Below are 13,201 nucleotides of genomic sequence, written 5' to 3' on the forward strand. Positions count from 1 at the left end.
GGTGAACATGGGACTGTTCTCCAATGACGACGAGACCGCGGCGCTGCGCCGACGTGTCGCCATCCTCGAACGCCAGGTAGCCGCTCTCGCGCAGCACGTCGGGCTGGACCAGCTGCCCGACCAGCCCGGGGTGCCGCACGGCGCCGACGAGGTCGTGCAACTGCTCCGTCAGGACAAGAAGATCGCTGCGGTCAAGGCCTATCGGGAGGCCACCGGTGAGGGGTTGGCCGAGGCCAAGCGGGCGGTCGAGGACATCGAGCGGAGCCTGCGGTGACCAGCGCGGACGGCGAGGCCCGGCAGTCCACCGTGGTGGGTCCGGTGAGCAAGCTCGGGTTCCAGCCCGGTCAGATCGTCATCGAGTTCGGCTATGACGACGACGTCGACGAGGACTTCCACGACGGTGTCGAGGACGCCATCGGCCAGCCCGTGGAGGACAGCGACTACGACGGCGTCGTGGACGCGGTGCTGCTCTGGTGGCGTGAGGGCGACGGCGACCTGACCGATGACCTGGTGGACGCGCTGACCACCGTGGAGGACGGGGGCTTCATCGTGTTGCTGACGCCCGGCAAGGGCCGCCGGGACCGGGTCGAGGCGCACGACGTCCAGGAGGCCTGCACCACCACCGGCCTGACGGCCAGCGGTGCCACGCCGGTCGGACCGGAGTGGGTGGCCCAGCGCCTCGTGGGGCGCCGGTGACCGACCCCGCGACGGAGGAGACGGCATACGGGGCGAACGCGCCGGAGGCGGGGGACCGCGCCCCGGACTTCGAGCTGCTCGACCAGCGCGGCTGTCCCGTCCGGCTGAGCACGGTCGTGACGGACCGGCACGCCCTGCTCGTGTTCTTCCCGTTCGCCTTCTCGGGGATCTGCACGGGGGAGTTGCTGGAGATCCAGCTGAACATCGACCGGTTCGTCAACGACAAGGTCGCCGTCTACGGCATCTCCTGCGACGCGGCCGAGTCGCTGCGCTACTGGGCGGCGCACGAGGGCTACCGCTTCCCGCTGCTGTCCGACTTCTGGCCGCACGGTGAGGTGGCGCAACGCTACGGCGTCTTCGACTCCGCCTCCGGGATGGCGGTGCGCGGCACCTTCCTGGTCGACCCCGACCGGATCGTGCGGTGGAGCCTGGTGCACGGGCCGGGCCAGCAGCGCGACATCGGTGACCTGCACCGCGCGGTCAAGGACCTCTAGGGAGGCCGGCGCTCAGCGGTCGGACCAGACGGGCTCGCGCTTGGCCAGGAATGCCCCGATCCCTTCCTGGGCGTCGGGAGCCAGCGCGTTCATCGTCATGACCGTCTTGGTGTACTCGTAGGCCGAGCGCTGGTCGCGGGAGATCTGGGCGTAGAAGGCCTCCTTGCCGATCCCGGTGACCACCGAGCTGGCGGACGCGATCTGACCGGCCAGTTCGCGGGTCCGCGCGCCCAGCCGGTCGGCGGGGACGACCTCGTTGACCAGGCCCCAGTCGGCCGCCGTCGCGGCGTCGACCGGCACGCCGGTGAGGAGCATCTGCATGGCGCGCTTCTGCCCCACGGCCCGGCTCAGCGCCACCATCGGGGTCGAGCAGAACAGCCCGATCCGCACGCCCGGCGTGCCGAACCGGGCTCCTTCCTCGGCGACCACCAGGTCACAGGTGGCGGCCAGCTGGCACCCGGCGGCGGTCGCGATGCCCTGGACCTGGGCGATCACCGGCTGCGGGATCGACTGGACCAGCTCCATCAGCTCGCAGCACCGGTCGAAGATCTCGCGGTAGTCCTCGACCCGGCGGCCGACCATCTCGGACAGGTCGTGGCCGGCGCTGAACGCGGGGCCGGCCCCCGCCAGGATGACGACGGAGACGTCCCGGCGGACGCCCAGCTCGCGCAGCACCTCGATCAGCTCGCCCATCAGTTCCAGCGAGAGCGCATTGCGCTTCTCGGGCCGGTTCAGCGTGACGGTCGCGATCCGGGCCTCGGTGTCCACCTCGGCCAGGATGGTGCTGGGTGCGGTCGTGGTCATCGGCGTGTCCTCTCGGGTGGCGCTGGGTCCTGTGAGCCTACGCCGGGCGGTCCGACCCGGCCCGCCCCGCCGCGACGTCGCGGATGCCGGCAAGGGAATGACACAATGTGCGGCCGGGGCCTGTAGCTCAGCTGGTAGAGCACCGCGTTTACACCGCGGGTGTCGTCGGTTCGAACCCGGCCGGGCCCACCCGATCTCCGGTATCCCGTGGCTCGAGATCAGTACTCGGCCAGGCGGTCGATGCCGAGTGTGGCGACGAGGTCCTCGTGGAGCTGGAACCAGACGCGGTGGCAGGAGTCGATGTCGGTCCGGTCGACCCATTCGTACTGGCCGGCCCTGGCCAGGCGGAGCGCGGCGTCGAAGCGGGTGTCGTATCCGGTGAATCTCGTGAGCACATCGGCGAGCCGCGCGACCAGCGGAGCGAGGGCGACGCCCAGCTCGGCGAGCTCATCGAGGATGCGGATGTCCCAGGCAGCGTCGGTGTGGTCGTTGGGGGCGATGCCGTCTTGGAATACGACGTGGCCATCATCGAGCGGTATGCCGGGCAGGCGCCGGTGTCCTCCCCGGACCTCCAGGACACCCCGGTCGGGCAGGACCGGATGCTGGTCGCCGTGCCCGCCGGGTCCCCGGGGACGACCCTCGAGGACTTCGCCGACACGCCCTGGACGATGGAGCCCCCGGGATCCCCCGTGCACGCCTGGGCGCTCGCGACCTGCCGCGGGGCCGGTTTCCAGCCCCGGATCGCGCACGACACCGCCGACGTCGTCGTGCAGTGCGCGCTGGCGGCCGCGGGGCACGCGGCCGCGTTCATCCCGGCCCTGACGCCGCCCGCACTGCGCGGGCAGGTCGCTCCCCGCAGCGCAGGCCCGGACGCTGTCGGTCGCGACGAGGCGGAGCAGGGCCGCGGACCCCGCCATCCGGGCGGTGACGGCCGCGGTCCGCACCGCGGCGGGTGGGCTGCTGGAGGGCGTGCCCGCCTGACGGTCGCGCGCTGACCGGAGGTCGGGGGCGGCTGATAGAAATGTCCACGTGCCCGCACCGAACAAGGACGGCCTGCCGCTGCGCGTCGTCGTGAGCGCCCTGGAACGGCTATACCCGCCCGACACCGCCCAGTCCTGGGACCGGGTCGGCCTGGTCTCGGGCGACCCGGAGCAGCCGATCCGGCGGATCCTGCTCGCCGTCGACCCGACGCTGGCGGTCATCGACGAGGCGAGGGACTCCGGGGTCGACCTGATCATCACGCACCACCCGTTGCTGTTGCGCGGGGTCCACTCCGTGGCCACGACCAGCGCCAAGGGGGCGGCGGTGACGGAGCTGATCGTGCACGACATCGCGCTCTACTGCGCGCACACCAACGCCGACGTCGCCGACGCGGGCGTCGGGCACGCGCTGGCCGCGGCCTGCGGGCTCGGCGCCACGACCGGTCTGGAGGTCACCGAGGGTGTCGAACTGGGCCGGGTGGGTGACCTCCCCGAGCCGGTGAGCCTCGGCGCCTTCGCCGAGCGGCTCGCCGCGGCGCTCCCCCCGACCGCCGGCGGGATCCGGGTGGCGGGACCCTACGAGGCGCCCGTCCAGCGGGTCGCGGTGCTGGGCGGGGCGGGCGACTCCTCCTTCGAGGCGGTGCGCCGCAGCCGGGCCGACGTCTACGTGACCGCCGACCTGCGGCACCACCCGGCGCTGGAGGCGCGGGAGGAGGCGGCCGTCGGCGACGGCACGCCCTACCTCGTCGACGCCGGGCACTACGCCAGCGAGTGGCTCTGGCTGCCGACCCTCCGGGACCGGCTGGTGCCGGAACTCGGTGCCGCGGGCACTACGTTGGAGGTCCTGATCAGTGAAGTGCGCACCGACCCGTGGGAGTTCGTGGTCGGCGCCCGGCAGCCCAGTTCTGGAGGAACCACGTGAAGGCCGACCCCACCCGGCAGCTCCGGCTGCTCGACCTGCAGGCGCTGGACAGCAAGCTGGCCCAGCTGGAGCACCGGCAGCGCAGCCTGCCCGAGCACGCCCGGCTCGAGGAGCTGACCGAGCGGCAGGCCGACCTGGCCACCGAGCAGGTCAGGGCGCGCACGGCATACGAGGACGTGCAGCGCGAGGTCACCAAGGCCGAGGCCGACGTGCAGCTCGTCCGGGACCGCGCGGCCCGCAACCAGCAGCGGCTGGATGCCGGCGTGGGCTCGGCCAAGGACCTGCAGGCGCTGCAGCACGAGCTGGAGTCGCTGGCCCGCCGCCAGACCACCCTCGAGGACGAGGAGCTGGAGGTGATGGAGCGCGCCGAGACGCTCCAGCAGGAGCTGGCCGGTGTGGAGCAGCAGCTGGCCGCGGTCGAGGCCGAGATCGGTGAGGTGACCACCACCCGGGACGCGGCCGTGGCCGAGCTCGTGCAGGAACGTGAGACGGTCGCGCAGGGGCGGGACGCCCTGGTCACCGATGTCGGGGGCGACCTCGTCGGGCTCTACGACACGATCCGGGCCCAGCGCGGCACGGGCGCGGCCGCGCTGGCGCAGCGCCGCTGCGGTGGCTGCCAGCTGGAGCTCAACAGCGTCGAGCTGTCCCGGTTCCGGATGGCGGAGGAGGACGAGGTGCTCCGCTGCGAGGAGTGCCGCCGGATCCTGGTCCGCACCCCCGAGTCCGGCCTCTGAGGTGGGGCGCAGCCTGGTCGTCGAGGCCGACGGCGGGTCCCGCGGCAACCCCGGGGTGGCCGGGTACGGCGCCCTGGTGCGGGACGGCGACACCGGGGCCCTGATCGCCGAACGGGCCGCCCCGCTGGGCACGGCCTCCAACAACGTCGCCGAGTATTCCGGCCTGATCGCCGGGCTGCAGGCCGTGCTCGACCTCGGCCTGGCCGACGACGCGCACGTCGAGGTGCGGATGGACTCCAAGCTCGTCGTGGAGCAGATGGCCGGCCGGTGGAAGATCAAGCACGAGGACATGCGCCGCCTCGCCCTGGAGGCCCGGGACCTGGCCCGGCAGATCCAGTGGGTCGGCGGCACGGTCGACTACACCTGGGTGCCGCGCGCCCAGAACGGCGACGCGGACGCCCTGTCCAACGACGGGATGGACGGGCTGACGGTGCACCGGGACCACACCGGTGCGGCCGACGGGGCCCCAGCCAGCGAGGCGCCCCCCGCCGCCGACCCGGTCCCGGCCGTCAGCACTCCGACCTTCGGCGAGGTGCGCGCACCGGTCGCCGAGGTGGTGCTCAGCACGGAGACGACCCCGACCCTCGACGGGCCGTGCCGCCTGGTGTTCCTGCGCCACGGTGTCACGGCATACACCGAGCAGCACAAGCTGGACGGCCGGGGCGGGTCCAACCCGCCGCTGAGCGAGCTCGGCCGCCGCCAGGCCCGGGCCGCGGCCGGTGCCGTCAAGGCCCTGGTGGACCGCTCGGACCCGAGCCCGGTCACGGTGATCACCTCCTCGCTGACCCGGGCCATGGAGACCGGCGGCGCGGCGGCCGAGGCCCTGGGCATCACGCCCGAGGTGGACCGGGACTGGGACGAGCAGGCCTTCGGGGACTGGGACGGTCGGAGCATCGCCGAGCTCTCCGAGGGCTTCGGGGAGGAGCTGCTGACGCTGCGCAAGGACCCGACCTACGCCCGGCCGGGCGGGGAGAGCGCCGAGCAGCTGACCACCCGGGTGCTGGCGGCGCTGGGCCGCGCGATCGGCCGGGGCGGGACCGTGGTCGTCGCCTCCCACCGGTTGCCGATCACCGTCGTGATCGGCTCCGTCCTCGGCATCGACCACGACAAGGTGTGGTCGATCGCCACCGCGCCCGCCTCGCTGAGCGCGCTGGAGTTCTGGCCGGACGGCGGCGTGCAGGTCGCCTTCATCAACGACACCCACCACCTGCACGACCTGGGCTGACCGGCCCGGCGGCACTCGCTGCCCGCGTGCCGGTAGTGCACGGTCGGAGCGCCCTGCTCAGCCCAGCTCCTCCAGGATCGCGGGGATCACCTCGTGCATGTCGCCGATCACGGCGTAGTCGGCCTTGGTGACCATCGGTGCCTCGGCGTCGGTGTTGATCGCGATGATCGTCTTGGACGAGGCGCAGCCCGCCCAGTGCTGGATCGCCCCGCTGATGCCGCAGGCGATGTAGACCTCCGGTGCGATCCGGCTGCCGGTCTGGCCGACCTGTTCGTGGTGGGGGCGCCAGCCCAGGCTGGTCACCACGCGGGAGACCCCGACCGCGCCGCCGAGGCGGGACGCGAGCGCGTCGACCGCGCCGAACCCGTCGGGGCCCCCTGCGCCGCGGCCGGCGCCGACCACGACCCGGGCGCCGGTGAGCGCGGAGCTGTCCCCGCCGGAGCGTGCCTCGGTGCGCACCACCTGGGCCCGCAGGTCGCCGGGGCGCAGCCGGGCCTCGTACCGGCGCAGCTCGCCCGCCCCGGCCGCCGGTGCCGGCTCCGGGGCGACGGCGTGTCCGGCCACGGTCAGGATGCCCGGGGTGTTCACGCGCACCCGCTCCAGCACCGACCCTCCGGCGACCTGCCGCTCCACCTCCAGCGGGTCGGCCTGCACCACCTGCACGACGTTGGCCGCCATGGGCTGGCCGTACCGGGCCGCGAGGTGGGCCAGCACCTCGGTCCCGCGGGGGGTGCCGCCGGCCAGCACCACGGGGGCCTTGGCCTCGCCCGCCGCCTGGGCCAGGGCGGTGCCCCATGCCGCCGCGGCGTAGCGCCCCAGCTCCGGGTTGGTGGCCTCGTGGACGACGGCGGCGCCCTGCTCCCGGCAGTCCTGCAGCGCGGCCTCGGTGGCCGCGCCCAGCACCAGCGCGTGGACCGGGTCGCCGAGCTGCCGGGCGAAGGTGAGCGCCTCCCGGGAGACCAGCGAGGCGCGGCCCTCCTCGGGCTCGACCAGCACCAGCACCGGCCCGGTCACGACACGACCCCGATCTCGCGCAGGACCGCCACCAGTGCCGGGGCGGCGCCAGGACCCTCACCCAGCACGGTCACCTGGCTCGGTGGGGGCGGGGGCAGCCGCAGCCCGAGGGCCCCGGTGCCGCGCGGCTCCACCGCGGGCGCGACCGTCTCCACCGGCGCCTTCTTGGCCCGCATCCGGCCCTTGATGCTCGGGTAGCGCGGCGTCACGCCACCCTCGAGGACCGTGGCCACGGCCGGCAGGCCGACCTCGTAGGTCTCCGAACCCTCGGCCGACCCGACGTGCATCGTCGCCACCCCGCCTGCGACCTCGATCCGCTGCGCACCCGCCACCACCGGTCGGTCCAACGCGTAGGCGAGCCGGATCCCGACCTGGAAGTCCCCGGTGTCCGCGGCGTCGTTGCCGACCAGGACCAGGTCGTATGCCGTGCCGTCGCCCTCGCGGACGCGCACCAGGTCGGCGATCGCCGCCGCGACGTCGGCGGGGCCGAACCGGTCGGCCTCGGCCAGCAGGTGGACGGCGTCGTGGGCACCCACCGCGAGCGCGTTCCGCAGCTGCTCGACCGCCTCCTCGCCGCCGAGGGTCAGCACCGTCACCGACCCGTCGGTGGCCTCGGCGATGCCGACCGCGATCTCCACGGCGCACTCCTCGTGCGCGCTGATCGCGTAGCCCGAGTACCGCCCGTCCAGGCCCGTCCCGTCGGGCGTGAGGAGGACCTCCCCGGTGATGTCGGGCGCCCGTTTCACACAGACCAGCACGTTCGTCACGGCGCGACCCCCTTGAGGCGGTCGTTGTCCGGGTCGAACAGCGGCGTGGCGTCCGCCGCCGCGACGGTGACCGGGTAGCGCTCCTCCATGTAGGACACCGCCAGCTCGGTGCCGACGACCGCCTGGTCCGGAGGCAGGTAGGCCATCAGGACGTGCTTGCCGAGGCTGGGGGCGGACCCGGCGGTCGTCACGTAGGGGTGGCGTCCGTGGCCGTCGGTCAACGGGGCACCGTCCCGGGACAGGATCGGCTCGCCGCCGAGCATGTACCGCTTGGTGCCGCTGGCGGAGGTGTGGTCCTGCACCACCAGGGAGCACAGCACCGACTTCGGTGCGCCCTCGGCGGCCTGCTGCTCCAGGGCGCGCTTGCCGATGAAGTCGGCCTCCTTCAGGCGCGCCCGGGACATCCCGGCCTCGGCCAGGGTCCGCTCCGTGTCCAGCTCGGACCCGTAGGCCCGGTAGCCCTTCTCCAGCCGTCCGGTGGTCCCGTAGACCCCGATGCCCGCGGGGATCACCCCGTGCGGCCGGCCGGCCTCCAGCAGGCGGTCCCACAGCGCACCACCGAGCTCCATCGGCAGGTGCAGCTCCCAGCCGTACTCGCCCACGTAGGAGATCCGGGAGGCCAGCACCGGCAGGTCGCCGACCTCGATCAGCGAGCAGGTGCCGAAGCGGAACGCCTCGGGGGACAGGTCGCTGCTGGTCAGCGAGCCGAGGACGTCGCGGGCGCGGGGCCCCCACAACCCCACGGTGCCGACCGCCGAGGTGACGTCCACACAGGTCGCGCCCTCCGGCATACGGTCGGCGAACCACTTCAGGTCGACCATGCCGTGCCCGCCGCCGGTCACCACCCGGAAGGTGTCGTGCGCCAGCCGCATCACGGTCAGGTCGGAGCGGAAGCCGCCCCGCTCGTCCAGCACCGGCGTGTAGACCACCCGGCCGACGGGGACGTCTGCCTTCGCGACGATGAGGCGCTCGACCGCCTCGAGGGCGGCCGGGCCCACCACGTCGAACATCGCGAACGCGGAGAGATCGACGACCGCCCCGGCCTCGCGCAGCTGCAGGTGCTCGGCGTTGATGACGGGGGACCACCAGCGGGCGTCCCACTCGTGCTCGCGCGGCATCACCGCGTCCCCGAACTTCTCCACCAGGGGGGCGTTCGACTCGTACCAGTGCGGGCGCTCCCAGCCGGCCGTCTCGTGGAAGACCGCGCCCAGCTCCCGCTGCGAGGCGTGCATCGGGGCCAGCCGGGCGTTGCGGCCGCTGGACCACTGCTCGCCGGGGTGGACGATGCCGTAGGTCTTGTTGAACGCCTCGCTGGTGCGGGCCCTGACGTGGGCACGGGTGCGCTGGTGGGGGTAGAACCTGGCGATGTCGGAGTTGCCCAGGTCGATCTCGGGGTTGCCGTGGGTCATCCACTCGGCGACCGCCCGCCCGGTGCCCGGGCCTTCCTTGACCCACACCGCGGCCGCCGACCACAGGCCGCCCACCTCGGGCGTCTCGCCCAGGATCGGGAAGCCGTCGGGGGTCAGCGAGAGCAGCCCGTTGATCGCATACCGGATCTCGGCGCGCTCGTCCCCGAGCAGGTCCGGCATCAGCTCCAGCGCCTGCTCCAGCTGCGGGTCGAAGTCGTCGGAGGTGAACGGCATCTCGGTGGGGGAGAGCTTGGCCTGCTCGATCGAGGGGATGCTCTCGGGGTCGTGCAGGATCGGCCGGTGGGCGTAGGAGCCGACCTCCATGTCGGAGCCGTGCTGGCGTTCGTAGCAGAAGGTGTCCATGTCCCGCACGATCGGGAAGCTGATCTCCCCGGGCTGCTCGGCCAGCACCTCGCACGGCCCGACCGAGATCATCTGGTGCACCGCCGGTGTCAGCGGGATGTGGGCGCCGGCCATCGCGGCCAGTTTGGGGCTCCACACCCCGCAACAGATGACCACCGTGTCGGCGGCGATGTCGCCGGCGGTGGTCTGCACGCCGCGGATCCGGCCGTCGACCACGCTCATCCCGGTGACCTCGGCGCCGGCGACAACCGTGAGCACTCCCTTCTCCTGGGCGCGCTCGCGCATGATCGTCCCGGCGCGCAGCGAGTCCACCACCCCGACCGAGGGGCTGTAGAACCCGCCCACGACCACCGAGGGGTCCAGGAACGGGACGAGCTCGGCGATCTCCTCCGGGGTCACCAGGCGGGACTCGATGCCCCACGCGCGGGCCGAGGACATCCGGCGCCGCAGCTCCTCCATCCGCTCCTCGGTGCGGGCCACCTCGATCCCGCCGGACTGCGTGAAGACCCCCATCTCGCGGTACTGGCGCACCGAGTCGGCGGTGATGTCGGTCATCTCCCGGCTGTGGTCGACGGGGAAGATGAAGTTCGAGGCGTGGCCGGTCGACCCGCCGGGGTTGGGCAGCGGACCCTTGTCGAGTTGCACGATGTCGGTCCAGCCCAGGTCGGCCAGGTGGTAGGCCAGGGAGTTCCCGACGATGCCGGCACCGATGACGATGACCGATGCGCGTTCTGGGACGGAAGCCATGCTGCTCCTCGGGTGGTGCGGAGACGTCGACGGTCACGCAAATGTGTTGCGCATGACGCACCGTGATGCGTTCTGTGCAACATAGGATGGCCGACGGGTGGCCCCGGATGCAACCGTTCGGCGGGGTGTTCGGGCGCCCGGTCGGCCTGCGGTCGAGGGGTCCGGCGAGAGATAACCTCAGGTGATGCCATCGATAGGTTGCGGCCCGAGTAGCCTGGGCCGCTGGACCCCCAACCCTGGAGCGTGGATGAGGTATGCAGACTCGATCGTCGACGTCGTCGGCGGCACCCCGCTGGTCAAGCTGAACCACGTCACGGAGGGCATCGCCGCGACCGTGCTGGTCAAGGTCGAGTACCTCAACCCCGGTGGTTCGGTGAAGGACCGGATCGCCCGCAAGATCATCGACGCGGCGGAGGAGGAGGGCCTGCTGCGGCCGGGCGGCACGATCGTCGAGCCGACCTCGGGCAACACCGGTGTCGGGCTCGCCCTGGTGGCCCAGCAGCGCGGCTACCGGTGCGTCTTCGTGCTCCCCGACAAGGTGGGGCAGGACAAGATCAACGTGCTCACGGCATACGGGGCCGAGGTCGTGGTGACCCCCACCTCGGTGCCGCCGGAGCACCCCGACTCCTACTACAGCGTCAGCGACCGGCTGACCGCCGAGATCGACGGGGCCTACAAGCCGAACCAGTACCAGAACCTGAACGGTCCGCTGAGCCACTACGAGTCGACCGGGCCGGAGATCTGGAAGGACACCGACGGCACCGTCACCCACTTCGTGGCCGGCGTCGGCACCGGCGGCACGATCAGCGGCACCGGGCGCTTCCTGAAGGAGGCCAGCGAGGGCCGGGTCCGCGTCGTGGGGGCGGACCCGGAGGGCTCGGTCTACTCCGGCGGGACCGGTCGGCCCTACCTGGTCGAGGGGGTGGGCGAGGACTTCTGGCCGGGCGCCTACGACCCCGCGATCCCGGACGAGATCATCCCGGTGAGCGATGCCGACAGCTTCGCGATGACGGTGCGGCTGGCCCGCGAGGAGGGGCTGCTCGTGGGTGGCTCCTCGGGGATGGCGGTCGTGGCGGGGCTGCGTGCCGCCAAGGACCTCGGCCCGGACGACGTGATGGTCATCCTGCTGCCGGACGGGGGCCGCGGCTACCTGGGCAAGATCTTCAACGACTCCTGGATGCGCAGCTACGGCTTCAGCGAGGTGGCGCAGGAGAAGACGGTCCGCGAGGTGCTCAGCGCCAAGACGGGGCAGATCCCCGACCTGGTGCACGTCCACCCCTCGGACACCGTCCGCGACGCGGTGCAGATCATGTCCGAGTTCGGCGTCTCGCAGCTGCTGGTGCTCGGTGCCGAGCCGCCGGTCGTGATGGGCGAGGTCGTCGGCGGTCTGAACGAGAAGGAACTGCTGGACGCGGTCTTCCACGGCACCGCCCGGATGACCGACGCGGTGTCCTCCGTCGTGGGCGACCCGCTGCCGCTGATCGGGATCAACGACACGGTCTCGGCCGCCCGGGAAGCCTTTGCCGACTCCGATGCGTTGTTGGTGAGTGAGGGCGGCAAGCCGGTGGCTGTGCTGACCCGACCCGACCTGCTGACTTTCCTCTCGGAGTGAGAATCCTTGACTGCTGACCAGTCCGACACCGACCACAGCGGCGACGCCTTCCGCGACGGCGGCTTCGCCACCCGGGCGATCCACGCCGGCCAGGCGTTCGACCCGACGACCGGTGCGGTGATCCCGCCCGTCTACCAGACGTCCACCTTCGTGCAGACGCACGTGGGCGGGCTGCGGGGTGGCTACGAGTATGGCCGGGGCACCAACCCGACCCGCGACGCGCTGCAGGAGCTCGTCGCCAGCCTGGAGGGTGGCCGGCACGGTTTCTCCTTCGCCACCGGGCTGGCCGGCGAGGACGCGCTGCTGCGGGCGCTGCTCGCCCCCGGTGACCACCTGCTGATGGGCAACGACGTCTACGGCGGCACCCACCGGCTGGTCGGCCGGCTGCTGACTCCCTGGGGGATCGGGCTGAGCACGGTGGAGATGAGCGACCCGGACGCGGTCCGGGCCGCGATCCGGCCGGAGACCCGGATGCTGTGGCTGGAGACGCCGAGCAACCCGATGATGAAGATCACCGACATCGCGGCCGTCGCCGAGATCGGCCGGGAGGCCGGGCTCCTCGTGGTCGTGGACAACACCTTCGCCTCCCCGGCGCTGCAGCAACCCCTGGCCCTGGGTGCCCACGCGGTCGTCCACTCCGCGACCAAGTACCTCGGTGGCCACTCCGACGTCCTGGGCGGCCTGGTGGTCACCGACGACGACGAGGTCGCCGAGAAGGTCGGGTTCCTCCAGTTCGCCGTCGGCGGGGTATCCGCGCCCTGGGAGGCCTTCCTGACGATCCGCGGCATCAAGACCCTCCAGCTCCGGATGCAGCGGCACAGCAGCAACGCCGCGGCCGTGGCCGAGGCGCTGGTCGGGCACCCGGCGGTGGAGCGCGTCTACTACCCTGGCCTGCCCGACCACCCCGGTCACGACGTGGCGGCCCGGCAGATGAGCGGCTTCGGCGGCATGGTCTCGCTCGGCCTGGCCGGCGGCGCCGCCGCGGCCCGGGCCTTCGCCGAGTCCACCCGCGTCTTCCAGCTCGCCGAGTCCCTCGGCGGCGTGGAGTCCCTGGTCAACTACCCGGCCGAGATGACGCACGCCTCCGTGCGCGGCACCGAGCTCGAGGTCCCCGACAACATCATCCGGCTCTCCGTCGGCATCGAGGAGGAGGCCGACCTGGTCGCCGACGCCCTCGGTGCCCTCGACCGTCTGTGAGGGCCGGGCGCCCCTGCAGGATTATCGGGTGACCCGGTAATCCTGCACTTCGTAGGAGAACCTTCCCGGTCGGTAGCGCCAGGTTTCGGGGTAACCCGATAATCCTGCGCTTCGTAGGGGAAGCTTCCCGGTCGGTAGCGCCAGGTTTCGGGGTAACCCGATAATCCTGCGCTTCGTAGGGGAAGCTTCCCGGTGGGTAGCGCCAGGTTTCGGGGTAACCCGATAATCCTGCAGCCG

The 13,201-nt window shown here is 72.5% G+C and carries 14 protein-coding genes and 1 tRNA gene; 10 read left to right on the forward strand and 5 right to left on the reverse strand.

The annotated features are described in order from the left end of the window. Nucleotides 1-7: 7 nt before the first annotated feature. From FB467_RS10245 to FB467_RS10255, 3 genes are read left to right on the forward strand one after another with little or no spacing between them, the layout of a single operon-like run. Nucleotides 8-274 (forward strand): ribosomal protein L7/L12, encoded by a 267-nt coding sequence (locus tag FB467_RS10245; RefSeq protein WP_141785005.1) that lies wholly within the window; start codon nucleotides 8-10, stop codon nucleotides 272-274. Then, the gene (locus tag FB467_RS10250) at nucleotides 271-696 is read left to right on the forward strand and encodes a DUF3052 domain-containing protein (protein WP_228393385.1); all 426 of its coding nucleotides are present in this window, start codon (nucleotides 271-273) and stop codon (nucleotides 694-696) included. The genes FB467_RS10245 and FB467_RS10250 overlap by 4 nt, the downstream gene beginning before the upstream one ends. After that, nucleotides 693-1,190 (forward strand): peroxiredoxin, encoded by a 498-nt coding sequence (locus FB467_RS10255; protein WP_141785006.1) that lies wholly within the window; start codon nucleotides 693-695, stop codon nucleotides 1,188-1,190. Before FB467_RS10250 ends, FB467_RS10255 begins: the two co-directional genes overlap by 4 nt. 12 nt (nucleotides 1,191-1,202) lie before the next feature. On the opposite strand, the gene FB467_RS10260 is transcribed toward FB467_RS10255, so the two are convergent. Next, nucleotides 1,203-1,994, reverse strand: a complete 792-nt coding sequence (locus FB467_RS10260; RefSeq protein WP_141785007.1) for an enoyl-CoA hydratase — start codon at nucleotides 1,992-1,994, stop codon at nucleotides 1,203-1,205. Nucleotides 1,995-2,110: 116 nt separating this feature from the next. On the opposite strand from FB467_RS10260, the gene FB467_RS10265 reads away from it, so the two are divergent. Then, nucleotides 2,111-2,183, forward strand: a tRNA-Val gene (locus FB467_RS10265). A 29-nt stretch (nucleotides 2,184-2,212) separates the two neighbouring features. On the opposite strand, the gene FB467_RS18760 is transcribed toward FB467_RS10265, so the two are convergent. Continuing rightward, nucleotides 2,213-2,389 carry a hypothetical protein gene (locus FB467_RS18760; protein ID WP_194288361.1) on the reverse strand — a complete coding sequence of 59 codons (177 nt, stop codon included), beginning with the start codon at nucleotides 2,387-2,389 and terminating at the stop codon, nucleotides 2,213-2,215. A 111-nt stretch (nucleotides 2,390-2,500) separates the two neighbouring features. Between FB467_RS18760 and FB467_RS10270 the strand changes: the two genes are divergently transcribed. Genes FB467_RS10270 through FB467_RS10285 form a run of 4 tightly spaced genes read left to right on the forward strand, consistent with a single transcriptional unit; the run spans nucleotide 2,501 to nucleotide 5,855 of the window. After that, on the forward strand, nucleotides 2,501-2,989 hold the full coding sequence (locus FB467_RS10270) for a LysR substrate-binding domain-containing protein (RefSeq protein ID WP_194288362.1): 489 nt from the start codon (nucleotides 2,501-2,503) through the stop codon (nucleotides 2,987-2,989). Between the two features lie 34 nt (nucleotides 2,990-3,023). Beyond that, nucleotides 3,024-3,896, forward strand: coding sequence for a Nif3-like dinuclear metal center hexameric protein (locus FB467_RS10275; protein ID WP_141785009.1), 873 nt, complete (start codon nucleotides 3,024-3,026; stop codon nucleotides 3,894-3,896). Continuing rightward, entirely contained in the window at nucleotides 3,893-4,630 is a 738-nt protein-coding gene (locus FB467_RS19015) for a zinc ribbon domain-containing protein (RefSeq protein ID WP_141785010.1), read from the forward strand. The genes FB467_RS10275 and FB467_RS19015 overlap by 4 nt, the downstream gene beginning before the upstream one ends. Before the next feature lies 1 nt (nucleotide 4,631). Then, nucleotides 4,632-5,855 carry a bifunctional RNase H/acid phosphatase gene (locus FB467_RS10285; RefSeq protein ID WP_141785011.1) on the forward strand — a complete coding sequence of 408 codons (1,224 nt, stop codon included), beginning with the start codon at nucleotides 4,632-4,634 and terminating at the stop codon, nucleotides 5,853-5,855. A 57-nt stretch (nucleotides 5,856-5,912) separates the two neighbouring features. Here FB467_RS10285 and FB467_RS10290 read toward each other — a convergent pair whose 3' ends face one another. The 3 genes from FB467_RS10290 to FB467_RS10300 are packed head-to-tail and all read right to left on the reverse strand — an operon-like array spanning nucleotide 5,913 to nucleotide 10,155. Next, nucleotides 5,913-6,869: an electron transfer flavoprotein subunit alpha/FixB family protein gene (locus tag FB467_RS10290; RefSeq protein ID WP_244932740.1), complete on the reverse strand. Its 957-nt coding sequence runs from the start codon at nucleotides 6,867-6,869 to the stop codon at nucleotides 5,913-5,915. Then, entirely contained in the window at nucleotides 6,866-7,636 is a 771-nt protein-coding gene (locus FB467_RS10295; RefSeq protein WP_141785012.1) for an electron transfer flavoprotein subunit beta/FixA family protein, read from the reverse strand. Before FB467_RS10295 ends, FB467_RS10290 begins: the two co-directional genes overlap by 4 nt. After that, nucleotides 7,633-10,155 (reverse strand): GcvT family protein, encoded by a 2,523-nt coding sequence (locus FB467_RS10300; RefSeq protein ID WP_141785013.1) that lies wholly within the window; start codon nucleotides 10,153-10,155, stop codon nucleotides 7,633-7,635. The genes FB467_RS10295 and FB467_RS10300 overlap by 4 nt, the downstream gene beginning before the upstream one ends. Before the next feature lie 247 nt (nucleotides 10,156-10,402). Here FB467_RS10300 and FB467_RS10305 point away from each other — a divergent pair, with 247 nt between their 5' ends. Continuing rightward, nucleotides 10,403-11,767: a cystathionine beta-synthase gene (locus tag FB467_RS10305; protein WP_141785014.1), complete on the forward strand. Its 1,365-nt coding sequence runs from the start codon at nucleotides 10,403-10,405 to the stop codon at nucleotides 11,765-11,767. A gap of 6 nt (nucleotides 11,768-11,773) precedes the next feature. Continuing rightward, nucleotides 11,774-12,964: a cystathionine gamma-synthase gene (locus FB467_RS10310; protein ID WP_141785015.1), complete on the forward strand. Its 1,191-nt coding sequence runs from the start codon at nucleotides 11,774-11,776 to the stop codon at nucleotides 12,962-12,964. Nucleotides 12,965-13,201: the final 237 nt, after the last annotated feature.

The organism is Ornithinicoccus hortensis (assembly GCF_006716185.1).
GTDB lineage: Bacteria > Actinomycetota > Actinomycetes > Actinomycetales > Dermatophilaceae > Ornithinicoccus > Ornithinicoccus hortensis.

Bases quoted from the DNA above. Each gene is read 5' to 3' on its own strand.
- FB467_RS10260 (WP_141785007.1), bottom strand. From the start codon at position 1,994: ATGACCACGACCGCACCCAGCACCATCCTGGCCGAGGTGGACACCGAG.
- FB467_RS10245 (WP_141785005.1), top strand. From the start codon at position 8: ATGGGACTGTTCTCCAATGACGACGAGACCGCGGCGCTGCGCCGACGT.
- FB467_RS10300 (WP_141785013.1), bottom strand. From the start codon at position 10,155: ATGGCTTCCGTCCCAGAACGCGCATCGGTCATCGTCATCGGTGCCGGC.
- FB467_RS10305 (WP_141785014.1), top strand. From the start codon at position 10,403: ATGAGGTATGCAGACTCGATCGTCGACGTCGTCGGCGGCACCCCGCTG.